Below are 24,415 nucleotides of genomic sequence, written 5' to 3'. Positions count from 1 at the left end.
CGCAGTGGATAAACGCCTGATAAGAAGCTTGACTCAGAGGGCAGACGACTATCTGTTCGAGCTGAGACGCCAAACTGTTGACAGCGAACACAAGACTCTCAGGGCATACAAACAAGGCTATGATCGGGGTAGAAATTTGGGAGGGGCAGAGAGTTTGACGCCCAGCACTCCGTATGAAACTTTCAGGGAACGATTTAAGGTGGATAAGTATTCTGGCGTATTTCCAAGACAGGGTGGACCACGCAACCCCTTGGCCACCATTCGCTCCTCCATAAGAGATTCTTAGCTTCTTTTGCAGGTGCTTCCTGAAGGCTGGGTGTGCTTGCATACAAAATAAAGCTTGGCTGTTTGCTTTATCGGCATCGTGCGCCAGCCGAGAGTAAGGGGGCAGGTTCCCGGCAATGCGTCGTTTGTCGGTCAGCCTTCGTGGGCAAGTCTACCCTCACGGCGATGTTGCTGGCCCCGATTCTAGCAATTTTTGAATCAGCTTTTGTATACCCTGTCTTCTTTGTTTGAGGACAGGTCCGCCCATTCAAATCCCTGCAAATAGCGCCCCAATGAACCCTCCCTCTCGCACACAGTCGCATAGTCACGCTATTCTCTCGCCCTGATCACGCCCGCATCCGGCAGTTGTACAAGGAGTCTGCATGCCCGTTCGTATTTCAAGACTGGTTACGTTCAGTCTGGCTGCTGCATTAGCGGCGCTGGCCGGTTGTGGCGAGGAAAAACCGGCGGCGCCCGAACTGCCCAGGGTTTACGTGCAGACTGTAAAAAGTGCCGACTTCGCCGCCAGTGTCGCCCTGACCGGTGATGTTCAGGCGCGGGTGCAGACCCGCCTGTCTTTCCGGGTCAATGGCAAGATCATTCAGCGTAACGTGGATGTTGGCGACCGGGTCACTGCCCGGCAAGTGCTGGCGCGGCTCGACCCCAAGGATCTGCAGATCAATGTCGACTCGGCCGCTGCGGCTGTGGCCGCCGAGCAGGCCCGCGTGAATCAGGCTCGCGCTGCGTTCGTTCGTCAGCAAAAATTGCTGCCCAAGGGCTATACCAGTCGCAGTGAATATGACTCGGCCCAGGCCGCCTTGCGCGGCAGTGAAAGCTCGTTGAAGGCGGCGCAGGCGCAATTGGCCAATGCCCGTGAGCAACTGGGGTATACCGCACTGGTCGCTGATGCGCCGGGTGTTATCACCGCGCGTCAGGCTGAAGTCGGTCAGGTGGTGCAGGCCACCATGCCGATTTTCGATCTGGCGCGCGACGGTGATCGCGATGCGGTGTTCAATGTCTACGAGTCGCTGTTCGTCAAGCCGCCAACCGATCAGGCCGTGCAGGTCACGTTGCTCGATAACCCGACTATCAAGGTCAGCGGCAAAGTACGCGAAGTGACCCCGGCGGTGTCCGCGCAAACCGGCACTTTGCAGGTCAAGATCGCGCTCGACCCGCTGCCTGAAGGCATGGACCTGGGCTCGGTAGTCAGCGTGGCGCTGAGCGCACCGGCCAATGCCAGTGTCGAGCTGCCTTGGGCGGCGCTGACCAAGGACCTTGGCGAGCAGCTGGGCAAGCCTGCCGTGTGGGTGGTGGACGAGCAGGGCAAAGTCAATTTGCGCAAGGTCACGGTTACTCGTTATCTGACTGCCAAAGTCATCATCGGCGACGGGCTTAAAAGTGGAGAGAAAGTCGTGGTGGCAGGCGGACAGTTGTTACACCCGGACATGCAGGTCGAGATTGCCGAACAGCCCAAGCAGCAGAATGCGCAGGTGCAGCCATGAAGCGTTTGTCGTCATGCCTGTTGTTGGGTGGCCTTCTGTCCAGTGGCTTTCTGTTGAGTGGCTGCGGCAAGGACGAGGCCCCTGTGGAGCCGGTGCGTCCTGTCGTGTTCGTCGAAGCCAGGCCTGAGTCAAATCAGGATTTCGGGCGTTTTGCCGGCAATATCCAGGCGCGTTACCAGAGTGTGCTGGGTTTTCGTGTGGCGGGACGTATTGCCCGGCGCAACGTCGACGTAGGCGCTGAAGTGAAGAAAGGCGATTTGCTCGCGACCCTTGATCCGACTGATCAGCAGAATACAGTGCGTGCCCGGCAGGGCGACCTGGCCAATGTGCAGGCGCAGTTGATCAACGCTCAGGCCAACGCCCGCCGCCAGCAGGAACTGTTTGATCGCGGCGTCGGTGCCCAGGCACAACTGGACATCGCCCTGACCGATCTGAAGACCGCCAGCTCGTCGCAGGAACAGGCCAAAGCCGCTGCACAACAGGCCCGCGATCAATTGAGCTACAGCGAGCTGCGCAGTGATCACGATGCTGTAGTCACCGAATGGAAAGTCGAAGCCGGACAGGTGGTGACAGCCGGGCAGGAAGTCGTGACCCTGGCGCGGCCGGACATCAAGGAAGCGGTGATCGACCTCCCTGATACGCTGGCTGACCAACTGCCATCCGGCGTGGTATTCACCGTCGCCAGTCAGCTGAACCCGGAAGTGAACACCACCGCCACCATTCGTGAAATCGAACCTCAGGCCGACCGCACCACACGTACCCGCCGTGCACGTCTGACGCTGGCGCAAACGCCAGCGGCGTTCCGGCTGGGCACGGCCATCAGCGTAACGCTCAGCTCGACCATCACGCCGCGCATGCGTTTGCCGATCAATGCCTTGCAGCAGGCCGATGGCAAAAGCCAGATATGGATCGTCGACCCGCAAAACCAGACGGTGAACCCGAGGGCTGTGAACATTGTCAGCCTTGACAGCAACAGCTTCGTGCTGGCCGATGGCGTCAAGGCAGGTGAAAAAGTGGTGAGCGCGGGCGTCAACAGCCTCAAGCCGGGCCAGAAAGTCAAAGTCGATGAGGAAAGCCCGCGATGAAAGGTAATTTCAATCTGTCTGAGTGGGCCATCAAGCATCAATCGTTTGTCTGGTATCTGATGTTTGTCGCGCTGCTGATGGGCGTGTTTTCCTACATGAAGCTGGGCCGCGAGGAGGATCCGTCCTTCACCATCAAGACCATGATTATCCAGACCCGCTGGCCGGGCGCGACGGTGGACGAGACCCTGGAGCAGGTCACTGACCGCATCGAGAAGAAGCTCGAAGAGCTGGACTCGCTGGACTACGTGAAGAGCTATACCCGACCGGGCGAATCCACGGTCTTCGTTTACCTGCGTGACACCACCAGCGCCAAGGCGATACCGGAAATCTGGTATCAGGTGCGCAAGAAAGTCGATGACATCCGTGGCCAGTTTCCGCAGGGGCTGCAAGGCCCGTCGTTCAACGACGAGTTCGGCGATGTGTATGGCTCGATCTATGCGTTTACCGCAGACGGTTTCTCGATGCGTCAGTTGCGTGACTACGTCGAGAAGGTTCGCGCCGACATCCGCGAAGTGCCCGGGCTGGGCAAGGTCGAGATGATCGGTCAGCAGGACGAAGTGGTGTACCTGAACTTCTCGACACGCAAGCTCGCAGCATTGGGCATCGACCAGAGCCAGGTGGTGCAAAGCCTGCAATCGCAGAACGCGGTGACGCCTGCCGGGGTGATCGAAGCCGGGCCGGAGCGGATCTCGGTGCGTACCTCCGGCCAGTTCGCGTCCGAGAAGGATCTGGCTGCAGTCAATCTACGCATCAATGACCGCTTTTACCGTCTGAGCGACATCGCGGACATAACCCGTGGGTACACCGATCCGCCCAAGCCGCTGTTCCGCTTCGATGGCAAACCGGCGATCGGCCTGGCCATCGCGATGCAGAAGGGCGGCAACATCCAGTCGTTCGGCAAGGCGCTGCACGAACGTATGGACGCTACCACAGCGGAGCTGCCAGTCGGCATTGGCGTGCACAAGGTCTCGGATCAGGCCGAGGTGGTGAACAAGGCTGTGGGCGGCTTCACCAGCGCGTTGTTCGAGGCAGTGATTATCGTGCTGTTGGTCAGCTTCGTCAGCCTCGGGTTTCGCGCAGGGTTGGTGGTCGCGTGTTCGATTCCGCTGGTGTTGGCGATGGTGTTCGTGTTCATGGAATACAGCGGCATCACCATGCAACGGATTTCCCTCGGCGCGCTGATCATCGCCCTCGGCCTTTTGGTGGATGACGCCATGATTACCGTGGAAATGATGGTCACACGGCTGGAAATGGGGGAATCCAAGGAGCAGGCCGCGACGTACGCCTACACCTCGACAGCGTTCCCGATGCTCACCGGTACGCTGGTGACCGTGGCCGGCTTTGTGCCGATCGGCCTGAACAACAGCTCTGCGGGGGAATACACATTCACGCTGTTTGCTGTCATTGCCGTGGCGATGCTGGTGTCGTGGCTGGTCGCCGTTCTGTTCGCACCGGTGATCGGCGTGCACATTCTGAGCGCCAACATCAAGCCGAAATCCGAAGAGCCGGGCCGCATAGGCCGGGCATTCAACGGCAGCATGCTCTGGGCCATGCGTCATCGCTGGCTGGCGATTGCCATCACGGTAGGGTTGTTCGCCGCGTCGCTGTTCTCCATGCAGTTCGTGCAGAACCAGTTTTTCCCGTCTTCGGACCGCCCGGAAATTCTGGTCGACCTGAACCTGCCGCAGAACGCCTCGATCAACGAAACGCGCAAGGTGGTGGATCGTTTTGAAGCGAGCCTCAAGGACGACCCGGACATCGAGCGCTGGAGCACTTATATCGGCCAGGGCGCGTTACGTTTTTACCTGCCACTCGATCAGCAACTGGAAAATCCGTTCTACGCCCAACTGGTCATTGTCAGCAAAGGCCTGGAAGAGCGTGGCGCGTTGACTGCCCGTCTGCAAAAACGCCTGCGTGACGAGTTTGTCGGCATCGGGTCGTATGTGCAGGCGCTGGAAATGGGCCCGCCGGTGGGTCGTCCGTTGCAGTATCGCGTCAGCGGCGAGAACATCGACAAGGTGCGCCAGCACGCCATCGAGCTGGCTAAGCTGCTCGATCACAACCCGCATGTGGGCGAAGTGATCTACGACTGGAACGAGCCGGGCAAGGTGCTGCGCATCGATATCAATCAGGACAAGGCCCGGCAGTTGGGGCTGTCGTCGGAAGACGTCGCCAAGCTGATGAACAGCGTGGTCAGCGGTTCTACCGTGACCCAGGTGCGTGATGATATCTATCTGATCAATGTGATCGGACGTGCTGAAGACGCAGAGCGCGGCACACCGGAAACTCTGCAGAACCTGCAAATCGTGACCCAGACTGGAACATCCATTCCGCTGCTGGCGTTTGCTACCGTTGGTTACGAGCTGGAGCAGCCATTGGTCTGGCGCCGCGATCGCCAGCCGACCATCACCGTGAAAGGCGCGGTACGCGACGCGATTCAGCCGACCGATCTGGTCAAGCAACTGCAACCGGAAATCGACAAGTTCGCCGCTGGCCTGCCGGTTGGTTACAAGGTTGCAACGGGGGGCACGGTCGAAGAAAGCAGCAAGGCGCAGGGGCCGATTGCCAGCGTTGCGCCTCTGATGCTGTTCCTCATGGCGACGTTCCTGATGATCCAGCTGCACAGCATTCAGAAGATGTTTCTGGTAGCCAGTGTCGCGCCTCTGGGCTTGATCGGCGTGGTGCTGGCGCTGATTCCGACGGGAACGCCGTTGGGGTTCGTGGCGATTCTCGGGGTGCTGGCGCTGATCGGCATCATCATCCGCAACTCGGTGATTCTGGTGACCCAGATCGATGCCTATGAAAAAAGCGGCTACCTGCCGTGGGACGCCGTGGTCGAAGCCACCGAGCATCGTCGTCGTCCTATTCTGCTGACCGCCGCAGCGGCCAGCCTGGGCATGATTCCCATTGCCCGCGAAGTGTTCTGGGGGCCGATGGCTTACGCCATGATCGGCGGCATTATCATCGCCACGCTGCTGACCTTGCTATTCCTGCCAGCGCTGTACGTGGCCTGGTATCGCATCAAGGAACCGACCGACGAACAGCGTCAGGAAGCCGAAGACAAGAACGAGGATGAAAACGCGCAGCCTGCGCATTGATGTGCGTTGGAGCGAGACGCACTCTCCAACGCTCAGCGTTATATGCAAGCTCTGAAACGCCCGCAAGATGGGGCTTTCAGGCTTCTGCCCGCAGGGCGTGGGAGCGAACTTGTTCGCGAAGACGATGTTTTAGGCGCTGCAATTTCGGCGGCTATACCAACCCTTTCGCGAACAAGTTCGCTCCCACGGCCTTCGGCCAGAGTCAAAAACAGACTTGTGTATGACACGGAGCACGAAAGGCAGTCTAGCGCCGCCAGACACTCGCCAGCCACGGTTGCTGCTCCCTCGGCAACCCGGCGGGGCGGTAGTAGTGCTCCAGTTCGATAAAGCCGGCTTCGGTCAGCAATTCGCGCCAGGCTTGCAGGTCGTGATACGCGCCATAACGTTCGCCGTTCCAGCCTTCCTGATTCTCACCACGCGGGTTGGAACTGAACAGTACGCCGCCCGGTTTGAGCGTGGCATGCAGCTGACGCAGTACACGTGGCAATTCCTGCCTTGGGACGTGGAACAGCACTGCGTTGGCGAAGAGGCCATCGAAGCGGCCTTGCGGCAGGTCGAGTTCGAGGAAGTTCTGCTGTAGCACTTCGCAACCGGTCTCGGTGCGGGCCATCTCGGCGAAACGTTCGGAGCCGTCGAGCCCTACCGCCACATGACCCATCGCTGTGAACGTCTTCAAATCACGCCCCGGCCCGCAGCCGAAATCAAGAATCTGCCACGGTGCCGGGCCTTCCATATGCCGCAACAGGGCATCGATATTCTGGCTGACGTCGTGGTCGCGTGTGCCTTCGCGGAAGTCGTCGGCCACGCTGTTGTAATTGCCGAGGGTCGCGGCGGTGATCTGCGCAAGGGTTTGTGGATCGAGTTTCATCAAGGGCGGTCCGGTAAAGGAAGACCGCCAATATACCCTCGCTGCGTTGCGGCTGCTCAGCGCCTGTCGAAGCTGCGCGCCAGCCGGTCCCCGCCCAGTTGCACCAGCGCTACGACCGCTACCAGCAAGACGATCACCGTCAGCATCACCTGCGTGTCGAAGCGCTGATAGCCATAGCGATAGGCAATATCGCCCAGCCCGCCTGCGCCGATGGCACCGGCCATGGCCGATGAGTTGATCATGGTCACCAGCGTGATCGTAAAGCCGCCGACGATACCGGGACGCGCTTCCGGCAGCAGCACATGCCAGATGATATGCCAGCGCCGACAGCCCATCGCTTGCGCGGCCTCGATCAAACCATGATCGACCTCGCGCAGGCTCACTTCAGCGATCCGCGCAAAGAATGGCGTGGCGGCAATGGTCAGCGGCACGACGGCTGCCCATACGCCATACGTGGTACCGACGATCATCCGCGTGAATGGGATCAGCGCGACCATCAGGATCAGAAACGGAATCGAGCGAAACAGGTTCACGAAGCCACCCAGCACCCGGTTGATCCCCGGTGCTTCGTAGATGCCGCCTTTTGAACTGGTGACCAGAATCACCGCCAGCGGAATGCCCAGCAGCAGCGCGATCAATGACGACACACCGACCATCAGAAACGTGTCGAGGGTGCCTTGCAGCAAGTGATCAACCCACATAACCCAATACCTCCGCGCGTGGCGCCAGTGTGCGGGCGCGCGCCAGCAGTTCGTCCCGGCTGAGTGGCGAGCCGGCCACCGACAGAATCAAGTGGCCGATGGCCCGCTCCTGAATGCGCTCGACGCCGCCCTGCAGCAATTGCACCTTGCCGCCCAGCGCGGCAAACAGCGCGGCCAGATCCGGCCCTTCGTCACTGACGCCAGTAAAATGCACGTCCAGCAGCAGGGCTGCATCGGGTCGTTGCGGCTGATCGCTCATGCGCTCGGCCCACTCTTTCGGCAGCCCGGTTTGCAGCGGCGCGAGCAGGGTTTTGCTGACTTCGTGCTGCGGGTCGCCAAACACCTGCCATACCGGCCCCTGCTCGACGACTCGGCCCTGTTCCAGCACCACCACGCGGTGGCAGATATCTCGGATCACCGCCATTTCATGGGTGATCAGCACGATGGTCAGGCCCAGGCGCTGGTTGATCTCGCGCAGCAGGCCGAGGATCGACTGGGTGGTTTCCGGGTCCAGTGCCGAAGTGGCTTCGTCGCACAACAGAATCGCCGGGTCGTGTACCAGCGCGCGGGCGATGCCGACACGCTGTTTCTGCCCGCCGGACAGTTGCGCAGGATACGCCTTGTGCTTGTCCTGCAAACCCACCATTTCCAGCAACTGCGCGACCTTGCGCGCGCGTTGCTCCTTGGGCACACCTGCGACCTTGAGCGGCAGTTCGACGTTCTGCCAGACAGTCTTGGCCGACATCAGGTTGAAGTGCTGGAAGATCATGCCGATGCGTCGGCGTAGCTCCACCAGCTTGTCTTCGTCGAACTCGCCGAGATCCACCTGATCGATCAATACGCGACCGCTGCTCGGTTGTTCCAGGCGGTTGATGGTGCGGATCAACGAGGATTTGCCTGCACCGCTGCGGCCGATAATGCCGAAGATCTCGCCGCGCTGGACCGCCAGGTCGATATTGCCCAGCGCCTCCACCGGGCCTTGCTTGCCGTGATAGGTCTTGCCCAGATTGATGAAGCGCACATGCGCGCGATTCAGCTCCGGGTGCAGCTCGGCCTGTTGCGCCAGTGTGCTTGCGCCCGCATTGTCGAGTGGCCGTTGGCGTTGCGCGGTCGCAGTCATTCTTTCCATCCCGCCTGGTAAAGCTTGCCGTTGACCTTGTCCAGCGAAGCGCGGACGACGGGCGAGTGCTGGTAGATATCGACGAACTTAGCCAGACGCGGGTCGTCCTTGTGATCAGGTTTGATCACGAATTGAATGACGTATTCCGGGTGGTCCAGGCCATCGAACAGGATGGCCGAGTCGGCGGGAAAGGTTTTGGCCAGACGGATATAGGCAGGGTAGCCCTGCACCAGATCAGCGTCATCGTAGGCGCGCACCAGCTGCACGGCTTCAACCTGAATGATCTTGAGCTTTTTCGGGTTGGCGGTGATGTCTTCCTCGGTCGCCTTGTAGCCGACGCCCTGCTTGAGGGTGATCAGCCCGGCCTTGGCCAGCAGTTGCAGGCCGCGTCCACTGTTGATCGGGTCATTGGCGATGGCCACGGTTGCACCAGTCGGCAGCTCATCGAAGCTTTTGTACTTTTTCGAGTACAGACCCACGTTGTTGATGATCCCCGGCGCGTAGGGCACCAGGCCGAAACCGGCGGCTTCATTGGCATTGGTCAGGAACGGGATGTGCTGAAAGTAGTTCACATCGATATCGCCAGCGGCGAGGGTGACATTGGGCGCGATCCAGTCGGTGAATTCGACCAGCTCGACTTTCAGGCCCTGCTTGCCGGCCTCTTCGACAGCGGCTTCCAGCGGTATTGCGAAGGCTGCCGTGGTGCCGACTTTCAAGGGTTTATCGTCAGCGTAAGCGGTCAGGGTCAACAGGCCGAGGGCCAGTGCAGCGAGGGTTTTGCTCATGATGCGGTCCTTTTAAAAATCCCTAAGTCTCGTCCCCACGCCCTGAGCTCATCCTTATACACAGACCTGTTTTTGATTCTGGCCGAAGGCCGTGGGAGCGAACTTGTTCGCGAAAGGGCCGGTATATTCTCCGAAAGTAAATCGTCTGAATCACCGTCTTCGCGGACAAGTCCGCTCCCACAAAATCTGTGTATAACGCTGAGCGCTTCAGCGTGGGCGCGCATGTCTTCATCGAATATGTCGGTGTGCCGCCCCCGCATGCCGTTGCGGTAAACGGTCTGTGCCTTGCGGAAACAGCTTCTTGCGCAGGCTGCCGTCTTCGTAAGCGGTCTTGTAGGACCCGCGGCGTTGCAGCTCCGGGATCACCAGGTCGATGAAGTCCTCGTAACTCTCCGGCGTGACGATGCGGGTCAGGTTGAAACCATCCAGGCCGGTTTCTGCAATCCACGATTCGAGCTCATCGGCGACCTGCTCAGGCGAGCCGACCAAGGTGATATAACGGCCGCCCAACGCGTGCTGATCGAGCAGTTTCTGGCGGGTCCAGTCGTTGTTTTTCAGGTTTCTGGTCGCGGACTGAATGGCGTTGCTCTTCACGTACTGAATGGGTTCGTCCAGTTCATATTCAGCAAAATCGATACCGGTCGACGCCGCAAAGTGCGCCACGCCTGCTTCAGCGCTGGCATGGCGGCGGTACTCAGCGTGTTTCTCCCGAGCCAGCGCCTCGGTGGCGGCAACAATCACGTTAAGGCCCATGAACACCTTGATGTCCTCCGGGTTGCGCCCGGCCTTCACTGCGCTGGCGCGCACCTTGTCGACCTGCTCGCGGGTCGCGGCCTTGTTCTGGCCGCTGATGAACACGCATTCTGCGTTCTGACCGGCAAATTGCAGGCCGCGCTCCGAACTGCCTGCCTGAAACAGCACCGGCGTGCGTTGCGGTGAAGGCTCGCACAGGTGGTAGCCCTCGACCTGATAGAACTCGCCTTGGTGCCTTACCTTGTGCACCTTGCCCGGCTGGGCATAGATGCGCTGCTCGCGGTCATTGATGACGGCATCGTCTTCCCAACTGCCTTCCCAGAGTTTGTACAGCACTTCCAGGTATTCATCGGCCTGATCGTAACGGCGGTCGTGCTCGTTCTGCTCGGTCAGGCCCATCGCCCGCGCCGCGCTGTCGAGGTACCCGGTCACGATGTTCCAGCCCACCCGGCCACGGCTCAGGTGATCGAGTGTCGACATGCGTCTGGCGAACAGATAGGGCGCGTCGTAGGTCAGGTTGGCGGTCAGGCCGAAGCCCAGATTTTTGGTGACCCCGGCCATCGCCGAGACCAGTAGCAGTGGGTCGTTGACCGGCAACTGGATCGCCTCCTTGAGGGTGACGTCCACCGAGTTCTGATAGACGTCGTACACGCCCACAATGTCGGCGATGAACAAACCGTCAAACAGCCCGCGCTCCAGCAGTTTCGCCAGGTCTGTCCAGTATTCCAGGCTGTTGAATTGCGTTGAGGTATCACGCGGATGCGTCCACAGACCATGATTGATATGGCCGATGCAGTTCATGTTGAACGCATTGAGGAGGATCTTCTTACGCGCCATCAGATCGTCCCCCGCAGGGGAGGATTAGTGTCGTTGAGGTAGTAATTGCCGATGGCGTGAAACTTCCAGCGTACCGGGTCGTGCAGCGTATGAACGCGCGCGTTGCGCCAGTGGCGGTCCAGGCCGTGTTCAGCCAGTGTCGATTGACTGCCCGCCAGTTCGAACAACGTGCTGCCAGCCGCCAGGGAAATCTCCGTGCTGATGGCGCGGGCTTCGGCCACTGCAATCGAGGCGGCGGCCACGGTGCGGGCATTGCTGTCAGCCTGGGCAATGTCGAGAAACTCCCCGGCCCTTTCCAGCAGTGCTTCGGCGGCGTGCAGGCGAATACCGAGTCTGCCGAAGCTGTGCAGCGTCAGCGGGTCGTCCACGGCCTTTTCGATACCCGAATCAATCCACGGCCGGGTGCGCGTCTGTACGAAGGTCAGGGCGTCCTCGAAGGCTGCGCGGGCGATGCCGGTGTCAATCGCGGCATGGAGAATCTGCGCCAGCGGCCCGACCGTGGTGGGGCGCTGGAAAGCGCTCTGGAACGGCACGACGTCGTTGGCGCGGACGTACACGTTGTCGAACACCACCGAGCCGCTGCCCGTGGTGCGTTGCCCGAAACCGCTCCAGTCGTCGATGACGGTCAGGCCCTCGCTGTCATGCTCGACGAAAACCAGTTGCTGTACACCCTCGTCGTCGATCACCGAGGTGGGAATACGTTGCGCATATAGCGCGCCGGTCGCGTAGAACTTGCGGCCATTGATGCGATAACCGTCGCCGTCACGGGTCAGGCGAGTGGTGCGGTCATGTGCCGTTTTGGTTCCCAGTTCGGCCAGTGCGTTGCCGAACCGCGCGCCAGCCAGCGCCTCGGCATACAGCTGCGCTTGTTGCTGCGGGTTGCCGTTCACGCGCAGCACTTCAAGGGCATAGAAATGGTTTTGCGGAATCTGGCCCAGCGAGCCATCGGCTTCGGAAATCAGCTGTATCACCTTGGCCAGCGTCACGTTTGAAACACCCGCGCCGCCAAAGGCTTTCGGAACACTGATGCCCCACAGACCGGACTGGCTGAACAAGTCGAGTTCGGCATGAGGCAGACGACGCTCGCGGTCGCGTAGCGCGCTGTCGGTCTTGAAGTGCAGGGCCAGTTCGCGGGCTGTTTTCAGGGCCTGAACGTCACTGGTAATCAGCGCTGCGTTGTCGCGCGCCTGAAGGTTGGAACTCATGAAAGGTGTTCTCCAGTGGTCTGGTTCAGATCCAGGAATGGCGAGCAGGCAGGGTGCCGTTCAAATGCCAGGTGCCGACTGCGTGGTATTTCCAGCGCACCGGATCGTGCAGGGTATGGACGCGTGCGTTACGCCAGTGGCGGTCGAGATTGAACTCGGCCAGGGTCGCGCGGCTGCCCGCCAGTTCGAAGAGCTTTTCGCTGGCCAGCAACGAAATTTCGGTGGTCAGTACCTTGGCACGCGCTACGGCGATGGAGGCGCGGGCTGCCGAGTGTTCATCAATGGGCACAGCGTTGATTTCGTCGAGTTCCTGACCCGCTTTGCGCAGTAGCGCTTCCGCAGCGTGCAGCTCAAGTTTCAGCTTGCCGATGTCGGCAATCACGTAGAGGTCGTCGCTGGCGCGCTCGACGTTGGCGTCGATCCAGGGACGGGATTTCTCGCGAACGAACGCAATCACATCATCAATTGCACCGCGAGCGATGCCCGCGTCTATTGCAGCCTGAATCAACTGTGATACCGCACCCTGAATATTGGGCGTCAGGGCCAGACGCCAGTTGTCGACCACCTGCTCGGCGTCGACCGCAACGTTGTCGAGCAGCACTGTGCCGCTCGCAGTGGTGCGCTGGCCAAAGCCCGACCAGTCATCGACGATACGCAGCCCCGGTGTGCCACGTTTGACGAAGGCCATGATCTGCCGCCCCTGATCATCCAGCGCCTTGACCGCGACCCAATGCGCAAACAATGCGCCGGTGGAGTAAAACTTCTGCCCGGTGATGGTCAGGCGGTCGCCGTCAGCGGTTATTCGTGCCTTGAGTTCCAGCGTGTTTTTGGTGCCGCGTTCCGGCCCGGCGTTGCCGATGCGCCAGCCGTCCAGCACGCTCTGAAACAGTATTTTTTTCTGCTGTTCGGTGGCGCTGCCCTGCAGCAGGTGCAGGATGCCAAACTGGTTTTGCGGAATTTGTCCCAATGCGGGGTCGGCAGCAGAAATGATCCTGAACACCTCGGCCACCGTGACGAACGATACTTGCGGACCGCCGTACGCGCGCGGGATGGATATGCTGCCCAGTCCGCTACGGGTGAATTGTTCGATTTCAGCCCACGGCAAGGCGCGTTGCCGGTCGCGATTGGCGGCATTGATCTGTGCGGCAGCGGCCAGTTCATGGGCGGCTGCAATGGCCTCGGCATCGTTTTGCAACACCTTGGCCGCGAGCAGACGGGGAGCAACGTCAGGCTCTTGTGAAGCCTCGACGTGGTGGACCGCTACCGCCGCCGGATCAGACTCGCGTCGCTCACCATCAGTCGGTACAGCCCTGGGTTTATCCACAGGGGTAGTTGTGAAAGGGACCATCGGAACCTCGTAGCAGTAGACCGCATCAAGTGCGGCTGGAAAACATCACGATGTCCGGTGGTCCGGTATATATACCCTAAGCGTGTATAAAAATTTTTAAAACGTGCTTTTTGGAATAAGCATAGACAGTAATTGTCGGTCGTCTGCGTCCGCTCAGCGCCTCAACTGATGCCCTCCGATGAAGACCGCTGACGCCTGAACGTTTTCACACTTTCTTGCACGCTTGGCAGAGGTTTAGAACAAGTAGTGGACATAAGTTGCCAACACGTTGCCTTGTTGGTAATTGCCAGCATCGTGGTGGCCATTTTATGGGTGTTTTTCAAGAAGCGTCGATTATTCGATTTGCCGTATATAATCAGTTGAATGGCCCAGTGGCTGAACCCTTATTACCCGTGGCGGAGCCCAGAGCGAGTTGTTACCCACCCGATCAATAACGCAGTAAGTCACTTCCAGTTGTTGTTCTTCTCCGCCTTCCAGTATCAGCGAGGGCGGCACGACCAGGTCGACAGGCTCACCGACGTCTTCGGCAACAAGCGGCGGCAGGTCCATACGCAGATCGCCCCAGCGCACGGTGATCTCGTCGTGAACAGCCATGTTCAGGTACGGCTCGATAGTCATGGGCAAACCTCCTTCCAGGTGTCTGCGCGACAGTCCTCGGCGTATCACCGACGGCACGACATACAGCGGTGCCAGCCCCTGGTTTTCTTCCGTATTGGTGCTGACCAATTGCCCGCCTGGTGCGTTCAGCTTCACCCACAGCTTGCGGCTGGGCGAGGTCACAGGAACTCCGCCTATTTTCATGACCCGGTAGTAAGTTTTTGCCTTGCCGTTCTGTAGAAAGCTTTCCGGCACACGTAGGACAATAGGTTTGCCGACGTCGGAGGCCTTCAATATTTTTGACGCAACGTAACAGCCGTCCCAGAACAGTTCGATCAGGTCGCCTTCGTCCATGCTGTCGTAGGGGGCCACATGAACAAGCAGTTGAGAGGCTCCTCTCACGCCTATTCCATGTCGACTGGCCAGCGGTATGGACGGGGCTGACAGGCCCATAGGGTTCGGTTTGCAAATAATTTGGCTCATGTACGGGTGCTCCTGATAATCAATAGTTCAAGTAAAGATTCGTCATGGGTTGTCATGTTGAAGTAATAAGAGATGCGGTTAAAGCGGTGGGATAAGTACCTTAAATATCCAACTTATGGCAAACATTAAAAACGGTATTAAATGGGGGCTTGAAACTTGGGTGCCTCACTAACTGAGTGATGCGTGTGAGCTAATGGGCTTTGCGAGCGCTTGTCAATATGCAGGTAGCGTTTACTAGTGTTTTACTTGAAAACCGGAGACTTCCTACACGGTTTATTTGGAACTGTTTACTTCGCGATAAACAACCGTCCTACCACGAAGTACCCATGGCAACAGGCAGTAACCGATAGGGAACGGCTCAGAAGAGGGTGTTCGGCAAGATACGTCTGCCTCAGGCCGGCCGACTACGAATCAGGGATGAGAACTGACGTAGGCTGATTTTATTATTTCGATGATTTTTCGGAAAAATACGCAGGAATTGAGCAAGGATATTGAACGATTAACGCCTTCTGAAATGTAAGAAAAAAGCAGCTCCGTTGATGGACGCTGCTTTTTTGCGGGTACCTGCCGGCATGATCAGTGACGAGTGCGCTCAAGAAACTGCCGTGTGCGCTCTTCCCTGGGGTTGGCGAACAGTGCTTTGGCTTCGCCTTGCTCCACAATTACCCCCTTGTCGATGAAGATCACCCGGTTGGCAACCTCCCGTGCAAAGCTCATCTCGTGGGTGACAATTACCATCGTGCGGTTTTCTTCGGCCAGGGCGCGAATAGTGGTCAGCACCTCGCCAACCAGTTCCGGGTCCAGTGCCGAGGTCGGCTCGTCGAACAGAATCACTTGCGGTTCCATCGCCAGCGCCCGTGCAATCGCCACGCGCTGCTGCTGGCCGCCCGAGAGACGACGCGGGTAGGCGTCTTCCTTGCCGGTCAGGCCGACCTTGGCAAGCAGTTTCCTGCCCAGCGCCTCGGCGGCTTCCCGCGCGACCTTCTTGACCACCACCGGGCCTTCAATGACATTCTCCAGCGCGGTGCGATGCGGAAACAGATTGAAGTTCTGAAACACGAACCCTACCTGCTGGCGCAACTGGAGAATCAACCCCTGTTGCTGGTTCATGGAACGTGTGCCATCAATCTCGATGTCACCGACCTTGATCCTGCCGCTGTCTGGCGTCTCCAGCAGGTTCAGGCAGCGCAGCAGGGTGGTCTTGCCCGAACCGCTGGGGCCGATGATGGCCACCACTTCCCCGGCTTCTATACGCAGATCAATACCCTTGAGCACCTGATTGCCCTTGAATGCCTTGGTGAGTTTTTCAACGACTATCATGTGTCAGGTCTCCAGATCGTGCCGGTTGACCCTGGCTTCCAGCTTGTTTTGCAGGTGCGAGAGCGCCGTGGCAAGGATCCAGTAGATCAGTGCGGCGGCCAGGTACATGGTGAAAATTTCAAAGGTGCGAGCGGTGATCAACTGCGCCTGGCGGAACAGCTCCGGCACCTGAATGGTGGCGGCCAGCGCGGTGTCCTTGACCAGCGAAATAAAGCTGTTGCCCAGTGGCGGCAAGGCCGTGCGTGCTGCTTGCGGCAGTATTGCCCGGCGCATGGTCTGCCAGCGGGTCATGCCGATGCTTGCGGCAGCCTCCCACTGACCACGCTCCACGGAGCTGATAGCCGCGCGCAGAATCTCGCAGGCGTAGGCGGCCATGTTCAGGGAAAAACCGATCAGCGCAGCGCTCAGTGGCTCGAGCTGGATACCCAGCTCCGGCAGGCCGTAATAAATCACGAACAGCTGCACCAGCAAGGGCGTGCCGCGAAAGAACGACACGTAGATGCGTGCTATCCAGTTCACCGGTTTGATGCGCGAGAGGCGCATCAAGGCCAGGCCGAAGCCCAGCAGCAAACCGAAAAACATCCCGCCAATACTGAGGAAGACCGTGTAGTACGCGCCCTTGAGCAGGAAGGGCGCGGAGTCCAGCGCGAGCTGAAGGCTCTCTTCAATCATTGGGTGACGTCAGCGTTGAAGTACTTCTCCGACAATTTCTTCAGCGTACCGTCGGCACGCAGCTTGTCGATGGCCTTGTCGATGGCCGCCAGCAATTCAGGCTCGCCTTTGCGCAGGGCAATGCCCGATTCCTGGCGGGAGAATGCGTCGCCTGCAGGCGCAAGTTCTCTCTTGGTGTTTTTGGTCTTGGCGGCAATTTCCAGTGCTGCCAGTCGATCCACCAGGATTGCGTCGATACGGCCTATGCTCAGGTCCTGAATCTTGGTCGGGTCGTCTTCATAGGTTTTGACGATTGCGCCCGGAACGTTCGCCTTGAGCCATTCTTCGTAGTTGGTGCCCAGGCCCACACCGACCTTCTTGCCGGTCAGGTCGCTGGCGGTCTTGATCTTGTCTTCGTTCTTCTTCAGAACCAGCGCCTGAATACCGGACACGGTGTAGGGCTCGGAGAAGTCGTACTTCTTCTTGCGCTCGTCGGAGATGGTGACCTGGTTGATCACCACGTCCAGACGCTTGGAATCCAGAGCGGCCAGTATTCCATCCCACTTCGACGGCTGGATCTTGGCCTTGACACCCAGTTCCTTGGCCAGCGCTTCGGAAAACTCGACTTCGAAGCCGGTCAGCTTGCCGCTCTCATCCACAAAGCTGAACGGTGGGTAAGTGCCTTCCAGGCCGACATTGAGCGTACCGCTGTCCTTGATTTTCTGCAGTTGCTCGCCAGCCATGGCTTGCCCGGCAATACCGGCACTGAGCATCAAGCCCATTGCCGAAAAAAGAAACGTACGACGAATAGCGGAAATGTTCATGCGAGCCCCTGGTTGGTATGGAAGTGTCTGGCCATTTTCTGACCCGACTCAAGCAACTTCGTGCTGATTATTCAGCTTTTTTCAGGCAGTTACGTCAGGTGTTGTGTCAGAGTTGTTGCCTGCCGGGCGCGACTATATAGCCATCTGCTTATGAGGAAAAATAACAAAAAAAGTTATTTTTCCTCCCAAAAGGCATAAACGCTGCGCAGGCTGAAAAGTTATTGATCAAACGCATCCGGGTAGGCAAACAGCGCTGGAGCACCGCCAGTGTGCAGAAAGATCAGCGGGCCGTCGTTGAAGCGCTGACGACCGATGCCATCCAGCAAGCCGGACATGGCCTTGCCAGTATAAACCGGGTCCAGCAACAGCCCTTCGTGGCTGGCCACCAGCTTAATCGCTGCCAGCGTACCGGCGTTCGGTTCGCCGTAACGCGGAGCGAAATATTCATCCCACAGTTCAACCTTGAAGTGCTCCGGCAGGGTGATATCCAGCAGTTCTGCCGTGCGCTCGGCCAGGCCCTGCACTTTGGGCAATTGCGCTTCTTCACTGCGTGACACGGTCACGCCGATAACCGGCAATTGCGGTAACTCGTGAGCCAGTGCCAACGCCAGGCCGCTGTGGGTGCCCGCGCTGCCGGAGGCCAGAACAACCGCTGCAAAGTCGATGCCGGTCTGCTTGATCTGTTCGGCCAGTTCCAGCCCGGCGCGAACATAACCCAGCGCACCGACCGGGCTTGAGCCACCGATGGGCACCAGATAAGGCTTCTTGCCGCTGGAGCGCAGACGTGCAGCCAGCGCGTGCAGTTGTTCGTCGGCGTTGTCGAGGTTTTCAACCAGCTCGACCTTTGCATCGAACAGCTCCAGCAGCAGGCGATTGCCGTTTTTCAGGTAACTCGGGTCTTCAGTGCCGATGGGGTTTTCCAGAAGCGCCACGCAGCCAAGGCCCAGACGCGCCGCCAAAGCAGCGGTCTGGCGAACATGGTTGGACTGGATGGCGCCCGCAGTGATCAGCGTGTCGGCACTCTGGGCCAGCGCGTCTGCGGCGAGGTATTCGAGTTTGCGGACCTTGTTGCCGCCCAGCGCCAGCGTGGTGGTGTCATCACGCTTGATGTAGATATCGCGATCTGCCCAGATCGACAGGCGCTCAAGCTTTTCCAGAGCCGTCGGCGCGCTGATCAAGTCCAGGCGATTGAAACGGGCAAGCTGATTTTTGATCATGGTGGTCGGTAAGCCGTGTAAAGAGTCACCGGACTATAGGCAGACGTTTCCCGCACGGCAACTTATCTGTGCTCACGGCACTGCTGGCGTATTCCTACAGAAATTGTTGTTTTTTTCGTCTGAATGTTTGCCGTAGAGTGGCAACAGCAGCGGCCAGCACTGTCGGTCGCCACCCTTCACATCAAGGAGAGTCAAGCGTGAGCGATATTCCAGAAGCATCCGCCGACGGCCGTTCCAGCCACTGGCAGTTGCAGCGGATCGTCAGCCAGTTGCGCGGCGCGCGTGAAGACTGGCGAGCGCGCAACCGTCGCGTAAGCGGCGAGCACGGCGGGCGCGAACTGCCTTCGCGTGCAGCCATGGGGGAAATTCTTGAAGCGCTGAGCGGGGCGTTGTTCCCGATGCGGCTTGGTCCGGTGGACCTGCGTGAAGAAAGCGAAGATTTCTACGTGGGGCATACGCTGGACGTGGCACTCAATGCGCTGCTGGCCCAGGCCCGGCTTGAGCTGCGCTACGTCGCCCATCAGCAGGGCGGTGACCTGAAGAGCATCGATGCGCGAGCGCTCGAGCTGATTCAGGGTTTCGCCATGGCCCTGCCGGGTATTCGTCTGTTGCTGGACACCGACGTCCTGGCCGCCTACCACGGCGACCCGGCCGCGCGCAGCGTCGATGAAGTGCTGCTGTGCTACCCCGGCATTCTGGCAGTGATCCACCATCGTCTGGCGCACCATTTGTATCGCGCCGGTCTGCCATTACTGGCGCGCATCAGCTCGGAGATCGCCCACTCGGCGACCGGCATCGATATTCATCCGGGCGCGCAGATCGGCCCGAGCTTTTTTATCGATCACGGAACAGGCGTGGTAATTGGCGAAACCGCGATCATCGGCGAGCGGGTGCGGATCTATCAAGCCGTGACCCTGGGCGCCAAGCGCTTCCCGTCGGACGAGGACGGCCAGTTGCAGAAAGGCCATGCGCGGCATCCAATCGTTGAAGACGACGTGGTGATCTACGCGGGTGCGACCATTCTGGGGCGCATCACCATTGGCAAGGGTTCGACCATCGGCGGTAATGTCTGGCTCACGCGCAGCGTACCGGCAGACTGCAACCTGACCCAGGCCAACCTGCTGCAACAGGATGATTGCAGCAAGAAGTGAGATCGCTTCGTTATCAGATCACCTTCACTGCCCGGCCGATGAACTGGATCGGCCCGGTGGGCTTGCCGATTGGCGAGCCGGTGGATTTCTCCAGGGTCAGTTCAAACAACTGATTGGGTTGCAGCGGCGGCAGTTTGTCCAGCGGAACATGCAGGCTCTGACCCGGCTTGACCAGCCCGAGCGAGACCGGGCCTTGCCAGTCGTCACCCTTGGTCCAGAACTCCAGCGCCTTGTCGTTCGGAACCTCGAATACGCCAAGCGGAATAAGCTGGATTTCCTGCGAGTTGCTGGCTTGCACAACCCAGCCGGGAGCCTTGTCCTGCGGCCCGACCAGTACCACCAGATAAGACGGTTGCGCCGGTGCGCGTGTCAGCAGCGTCATGCCCAGCACTAGCGACGCCGCTAATCCGGCCCCCGCCAGCCCGCGCCAGACCGACAGATTGTCCCACCAGCGCACCCGCTGTCTGTGCGGCGCTCTGGCGGGCGCTGCCAGCTCCAGCACGTTACGCTCGATCCGATCCCACAGGCCGGGCGATGGCGTAACCGGTTCGGCCAATTCTGTTAGAGGCAGCAGTCGCTGTTCCCAGGCATCGATGGCCGCCTGCAAATCAGGCTCGTGGGGCAGGCGACGCTGTACGTCGAGCCTTTCCTGCGCCGACAGGGTGCCGAGCACATACTCGCCCGCCAGGTCATGAAGGTTGTCGTCTGAAGGTCGGGTCATCCCATGCACTCCCGCAAAGCCGTCAGGCTGCGCTTGATCCAGGCTTTGACCGTACCTAATGGCGCGCCGATTTTCTGCGCGATTTCCTGATGCGAATAGCCGTCTACATAAGCGTGAAAAACACAGTTGCGGCGCACCGGTTCAAGTTGCTCCAGGCATGAGGTGATGCGCCCCGGATTGACCCGCCAATCGAAGGCATCGCCGTTTTCCTGCCAGCCTTCCAGCGTCGCCTGTTCATGATGATCTTCGCTTCCGTCATCCTCGACGCGCACCTCGCGTGCCGTGTTGCGCAGCGTATTGAGCGCCAGGTGCCGAGTCACGCTGAACACCCAGCCGCGTGCCGACCCACGCGAAGCATCGAAGCTGGCCGCGTGGCTCCAGATTTTCAGGAATGCGTCATGCACGATGTCTTCAGCCAGCGCCCGGTCACGCACCAGTCGCTGAGCGACGCCGAGCAACCGGGCGCTTTCCTGTTGATAGAGACGCTGCAAGGCCTGTTTTTCACCGCGAGCGCAGGCCTGCAACGTCGCTTCGTAATCAAAGAGAGATTCGTGCAAGGACAAGATGATCCGCCATCAATGCAAGACGACTGCCTCGCCAATACCGCGAGGCCCCCGCGCAGCAGCATAGACCACTGGCTGCGCAGTCACCCGGTGAATGACGGCTATCAGCTTGCTGTCCAGAACAGGTAATCAGCCTGATACTTGACCACTTCCTTCGCGCCCTTGTTGCTCTCTGCACAGGCTTTGGCCGGGGCTACGCCGCCTTTCAAGGCCACGCGCTGAATGTAGGTCACGCCCGTCATTGCGCCCTTGCCTTCAGCCGGGTTGGCTTTGACCAGTTGGTATGGCAGGTTGCCTGCACTCGACGGGGCCACAGCAACCTGAGTGCCGGTCAGTTTCGAGCCGTCTTTGGCTTCCCAGGTGGCCGGTGGGCCGTAGTAGGTGCCGACCTGTTTGCCGCTCTTGTCATTGAGCACGGCCTTGGGACCGACGAATGCCCACTCCATCTCATTGGGCATATTGGCCTTGGCGCGGCACTCGTAAGTGATCTCGCCAACCCCGGTGGTGGTCATGCTGACTTTGTTGCCGGCCGGTACCCGGACGCTTTCGGGCAGGTCAGTCTGAGCCATGGCAATGGATGACAGGCAAGTGAAAGCCAGGGTGCTACCAGCAAGGCAGAGCAAGCGTTTTGCGTTCATGCAGAAATCTCCAGAAGGTTTAACCGCGCTCAGCAACTCGAAGTGGCTGCTGAATGTACTACCCGCGAGAAACCCATCTGGATGCAGTGATTTGAAAATATTTTTTCAGTGCCGGCTGAAACGGCTGCGCAGCAGCAAAATACCGGCGATTGCCGCGAGGCCCGAGCCGATCAGCACGCCGACTTTTACTTCATCGATCAGGTGCTGCGAACCAGGAAACGCCAGGTTGCCGATGAACAGGCTCATGGTAAAGCCGATGCCGCACAGAATAGCGACGCCGTACAACTGCACCCAGTTGCTGCCTTCCGGCAATGTCGCCAGCCCGGCACGAATCGCCAGCACTGCGGCAAGGAACACACCGATCTGCTTGCCGACGAACAGGCCCAATGCGACACCCAGCGGCACCGGGTCGATCAGGTTTGCCAGAGTGATGCCGGAAAGCGATACACCCGCATTGGCAAAGCCGAAGATCGGCACCACGGCGAACGCCACCCAGTAATGCATCTTTTCTTCAAGAAACAGCAGCGGCGAGCGTGCTTCCTCCTCGGGCTTGCCCATCGGGATGCACAGCGCCAGCGCCACACCGGCCAGCGTGGCGTGTACGCCTGATTGCAGGACGAAGAACCATAGCAGCGCGCCGAGCAGCAAATAGGGCAGCAGGCGGCGGACGTTCAGGCGGTTCAGCGCGATCAATACGGCGAGAGCCACGAATGCGGCGGCCAGCATCGGCAGGTTAAGCCCTGAACTGTAGAAAAACGCGATGATGGTCACAGCGCCCAAGTCATCGAGAATCGCCAGCGCGGCCAGAAAGACTTTCAGCGAAGTCGGCACCCGATTGCCCAGCAGCGACAACACGCCGAGGGCGAAGGCGATGTCAGTGGCTGCCGGAATCGCCCAGCCGCTGAGGGTTTGCGGGTTGCCCCAGTTGATCGCGATGTAGATCAGTGCAGGCACTAGCATGCCGCCCGCCGCTGCAAAGCCGGGCAGGGCGCGTTGTCCCCAGGTTGCCAGGCCGCCAGCCAGCACTTCGCGCTTGATCTCCAGGCCGACCATCAGAAAGAAGATGGCCATCAGCCCGTCGTTGATCCACAGCTCCACCGACAGGCCCAGCCAGACACTGTGCAGAATCGAGAAGTAGCTGGCGGAGAGGGGGGAGTTGGCGACGATAAGGGCGGCCAGCGCCGCCGCCATCAAGATGATGCCGCCTGCTGATTCGGAGGCGAGGAAACGGGCGAGGACGGCAACGCCTCTGGGCGTTTCCCGGTTGGAAATTTGAGTCATGGTCATCCTTGAGTGCAAGGCTGTTTTTGTAATGAACTGCCAGGAATACGCCTACAGGCCCGTGGCGGTGAGTTCGATCAGGCAGCAACGACTGGCGCGAGGTGATTGCAGTTCGACTTCCAGCAAGCCGCCAGAATTATCCACTTGAACGCAATCGTGTTTGCCGAGAATTTCCCACTGCTGGCCGTTCACGCTGATCGCTACCTGCTCGGCCATGCTGAACAGCACGAATGTGCCGGCTGAACTGAACAGCCGTTGCGGATGACGTACATCTATCCAGTGCAGGCGTGCCGTGTAACGGTGAGGAGCATAGATCAGATTGAAGTCGCGAATCGGCCCGTCCAGCAGCGTGCAACTGACTTCACTGTCGCCGCTGAACGCGAACGGGTCCGATGGCAGCAGCGGGCGGCTGGTAATGCCGTCCACGTCCAGCGTCATGCCTGCGCCCTGCAAGACGGTAATGATGCGCTGATAACCGGCGAACACCGAGAAGCCGCCTGAGGTTTCAATATCGGCAATCGACAGTCGCCAGCCGAAACCGTCGAGGTCCTGGCCTGCATCGCGAGCGATTTCTTCAGTGCAGCCGCCGCCGTTTTTCCACGGCATGCGCGGGTAGTCGACGGCGCGCAGGAGGCGAGTCTGGCTCATTTGGTAAAGCGTCCTTCCAGGCGATGGCGGGAGCCGGGGTGGATCAGGCGCGCAGCGGTGACGGGCTGGCGGCCTGACCAGGTACGGCGACGAATCAGCAGGCAGGGCTCTCCGGCATCGATCTGCAACAACGTGCATTCATCGGCTTCGGCGAGGATCGCCTCGACCACATGCTCGCCTTCGGTGAGCGGTGCAACCTGCGAGAGATAGGCATAAGGCGTCTGCAGGGTGAAGTCCTGCCTGAGGTAGTCCGGGGCGACCTGAGCGTTCACGAAGCGGTCTTCGATCTGCACCGGAATGTCGTTCTCGTAATGCACGATCAGCGAATGGAACACCCGCTGGCCTTCGCGCATGTCCAGCGCCAGGGCGCGCTCCGAGCCAGCGGCTTCTTCCTTTAGCACTATGACCTTGCAGGTATGGCGATGACCGCGCGCGGCGATCTCGTCAGCAATGTTATGCACTTCGAACAGCGCCGACTGGCTTTTGGGTTCTGCGACAAAAGTGCCAACACCCTGCATGCGCACCAGCAAACCTTCAGCGGTCAGCTCACGCAGGGCGCGGTTTATGGTCATGCGGCTGAAACCCAGTTGCGTCACCAGCTCGCTTTCCGACGGTACGCGATGGTGCGGCGGCCAGGTGCCGTTCTGGATCTGCAGGGCGATCATGTGTTTGACGCGGGCGTACAAGGGTGCGGGACTTTCGCCCATCTGGGCTGCCAAAGAAGAAACGGCGGGCGGAGTCGACACGAGTGAGTC

General features: G+C 59.6%; 22 protein-coding genes. 4 read left to right on the top strand and 18 right to left on the bottom strand.

Annotated elements, in window-relative coordinates:
* The first annotated feature begins 647 nt into the window (after window positions 1-647).
* From RGM3321_RS14990 to RGM3321_RS14980, 3 genes are read left to right on the top strand one after another with little or no spacing between them, the layout of a single operon-like run.
* Window positions 648-1,766: an efflux RND transporter periplasmic adaptor subunit gene (locus RGM3321_RS14990; RefSeq protein ID WP_244393708.1), complete on the top strand. Its 1,119-nt coding sequence runs from the start codon at window positions 648-650 to the stop codon at window positions 1,764-1,766.
* Window positions 1,763-2,851 carry an efflux RND transporter periplasmic adaptor subunit gene (locus tag RGM3321_RS14985; RefSeq protein ID WP_244393707.1) on the top strand — a complete coding sequence of 363 codons (1,089 nt, stop codon included), beginning with the start codon at window positions 1,763-1,765 and terminating at the stop codon, window positions 2,849-2,851. The genes RGM3321_RS14990 and RGM3321_RS14985 overlap by 4 nt, the downstream gene beginning before the upstream one ends.
* Window positions 2,848-5,949, top strand: coding sequence for an efflux RND transporter permease subunit (locus RGM3321_RS14980; RefSeq protein WP_244393706.1), 3,102 nt, complete (start codon window positions 2,848-2,850; stop codon window positions 5,947-5,949). The genes RGM3321_RS14985 and RGM3321_RS14980 overlap by 4 nt, the downstream gene beginning before the upstream one ends.
* Before the next feature lie 244 nt (window positions 5,950-6,193).
* Here RGM3321_RS14980 and RGM3321_RS14975 read toward each other — a convergent pair whose 3' ends face one another.
* From RGM3321_RS14975 to RGM3321_RS14920, 12 genes are all read right to left on the bottom strand, one after another.
* On the bottom strand, window positions 6,194-6,817 hold the full coding sequence (locus RGM3321_RS14975; RefSeq protein WP_244393705.1) for a class I SAM-dependent methyltransferase: 624 nt from the start codon (window positions 6,815-6,817) through the stop codon (window positions 6,194-6,196).
* A gap of 56 nt (window positions 6,818-6,873) precedes the next feature.
* On the bottom strand, window positions 6,874-7,518 hold the full coding sequence (locus tag RGM3321_RS14970; RefSeq protein ID WP_244393704.1) for a methionine ABC transporter permease: 645 nt from the start codon (window positions 7,516-7,518) through the stop codon (window positions 6,874-6,876).
* Entirely contained in the window at window positions 7,508-8,638 is a 1,131-nt protein-coding gene (locus tag RGM3321_RS14965) for a methionine ABC transporter ATP-binding protein (RefSeq protein ID WP_244393703.1), read from the bottom strand. Before RGM3321_RS14965 ends, RGM3321_RS14970 begins: the two co-directional genes overlap by 11 nt.
* Window positions 8,635-9,423 carry a MetQ/NlpA family ABC transporter substrate-binding protein gene (locus RGM3321_RS14960; RefSeq protein ID WP_004654148.1) on the bottom strand — a complete coding sequence of 263 codons (789 nt, stop codon included), beginning with the start codon at window positions 9,421-9,423 and terminating at the stop codon, window positions 8,635-8,637. The genes RGM3321_RS14965 and RGM3321_RS14960 overlap by 4 nt, the downstream gene beginning before the upstream one ends.
* Window positions 9,424-9,651: 228 nt before the next feature.
* Complete coding sequence (locus tag RGM3321_RS14955; protein WP_244393702.1) at window positions 9,652-11,013, bottom strand: LLM class flavin-dependent oxidoreductase; 1,362 nt, start codon at window positions 11,011-11,013, stop codon at window positions 9,652-9,654.
* On the bottom strand, window positions 11,013-12,218 hold the full coding sequence (locus RGM3321_RS14950; protein ID WP_244393701.1) for an SfnB family sulfur acquisition oxidoreductase: 1,206 nt from the start codon (window positions 12,216-12,218) through the stop codon (window positions 11,013-11,015). The genes RGM3321_RS14955 and RGM3321_RS14950 overlap by 1 nt, the downstream gene beginning before the upstream one ends.
* Window positions 12,219-12,243: 25 nt before the next feature.
* Window positions 12,244-13,416 (bottom strand): SfnB family sulfur acquisition oxidoreductase, encoded by a 1,173-nt coding sequence (locus tag RGM3321_RS14945; RefSeq protein WP_244393801.1) that lies wholly within the window; start codon window positions 13,414-13,416, stop codon window positions 12,244-12,246.
* Window positions 13,417-13,899: 483 nt separating this feature from the next.
* The gene (locus RGM3321_RS14940; RefSeq protein ID WP_244393700.1) at window positions 13,900-14,646 is read right to left on the bottom strand and encodes a hypothetical protein; all 747 of its coding nucleotides are present in this window, start codon (window positions 14,644-14,646) and stop codon (window positions 13,900-13,902) included.
* A gap of 576 nt (window positions 14,647-15,222) precedes the next feature.
* Window positions 15,223-15,966, bottom strand: a complete 744-nt coding sequence (tcyN, locus tag RGM3321_RS14935) for an L-cystine ABC transporter ATP-binding protein TcyN (protein ID WP_244393699.1) — start codon at window positions 15,964-15,966, stop codon at window positions 15,223-15,225.
* A 3-nt stretch (window positions 15,967-15,969) separates the two neighbouring features.
* Window positions 15,970-16,638: a cystine ABC transporter permease gene (gene tcyL, locus RGM3321_RS14930; protein ID WP_003341471.1), complete on the bottom strand. Its 669-nt coding sequence runs from the start codon at window positions 16,636-16,638 to the stop codon at window positions 15,970-15,972.
* Window positions 16,635-17,441, bottom strand: a complete 807-nt coding sequence (tcyJ, locus tag RGM3321_RS14925; protein ID WP_244393698.1) for a cystine ABC transporter substrate-binding protein — start codon at window positions 17,439-17,441, stop codon at window positions 16,635-16,637. Before tcyJ ends, tcyL begins: the two co-directional genes overlap by 4 nt.
* A gap of 218 nt (window positions 17,442-17,659) precedes the next feature.
* Window positions 17,660-18,658, bottom strand: a complete 999-nt coding sequence (locus RGM3321_RS14920; protein ID WP_244393697.1) for a D-cysteine desulfhydrase — start codon at window positions 18,656-18,658, stop codon at window positions 17,660-17,662.
* 197 nt (window positions 18,659-18,855) lie between these two features.
* On the opposite strand from RGM3321_RS14920, the gene epsC reads away from it, so the two are divergent.
* Complete coding sequence (gene epsC / locus RGM3321_RS14915; protein WP_244393696.1) at window positions 18,856-19,809, top strand: serine O-acetyltransferase EpsC; 954 nt, start codon at window positions 18,856-18,858, stop codon at window positions 19,807-19,809.
* A 13-nt stretch (window positions 19,810-19,822) separates the two neighbouring features.
* Here epsC and RGM3321_RS14910 read toward each other — a convergent pair whose 3' ends face one another.
* From RGM3321_RS14910 to hutC, 6 genes are all read right to left on the bottom strand, one after another.
* A complete protein-coding gene (locus RGM3321_RS14910; protein WP_244393695.1) occupies window positions 19,823-20,530 on the bottom strand; it encodes an anti-sigma factor in 708 nt (235 codons plus the stop codon).
* Window positions 20,527-21,093 (bottom strand): sigma-70 family RNA polymerase sigma factor, encoded by a 567-nt coding sequence (locus RGM3321_RS14905; RefSeq protein ID WP_244393694.1) that lies wholly within the window; start codon window positions 21,091-21,093, stop codon window positions 20,527-20,529. Before RGM3321_RS14905 ends, RGM3321_RS14910 begins: the two co-directional genes overlap by 4 nt.
* Window positions 21,094-21,197: 104 nt before the next feature.
* On the bottom strand, window positions 21,198-21,731 hold the full coding sequence (locus RGM3321_RS14900; protein WP_005730965.1) for a DUF3455 domain-containing protein: 534 nt from the start codon (window positions 21,729-21,731) through the stop codon (window positions 21,198-21,200).
* A gap of 105 nt (window positions 21,732-21,836) precedes the next feature.
* The gene (gene nhaA / locus RGM3321_RS14895) at window positions 21,837-23,012 is read right to left on the bottom strand and encodes a Na+/H+ antiporter NhaA (RefSeq protein WP_244393693.1); all 1,176 of its coding nucleotides are present in this window, start codon (window positions 23,010-23,012) and stop codon (window positions 21,837-21,839) included.
* 51 nt (window positions 23,013-23,063) lie between these two features.
* A complete protein-coding gene (locus RGM3321_RS14890; RefSeq protein ID WP_244393692.1) occupies window positions 23,064-23,660 on the bottom strand; it encodes a HutD family protein in 597 nt (198 codons plus the stop codon).
* Complete coding sequence (gene hutC / locus RGM3321_RS14885) at window positions 23,657-24,367, bottom strand: histidine utilization repressor (protein WP_244393800.1); 711 nt, start codon at window positions 24,365-24,367, stop codon at window positions 23,657-23,659. Before hutC ends, RGM3321_RS14890 begins: the two co-directional genes overlap by 4 nt.
* Between the last annotated feature and the right edge of the window lie 48 nt (window positions 24,368-24,415).

The organism is Pseudomonas sp. RGM 3321, assembly GCF_022836805.1.
Lineage (GTDB): Bacteria > Pseudomonadota > Gammaproteobacteria > Pseudomonadales > Pseudomonadaceae > Aquipseudomonas.
The sequence above is the reverse complement of the archived record's forward strand: the minus strand, read 5'-3'. Positions and strand labels throughout refer to the sequence as shown.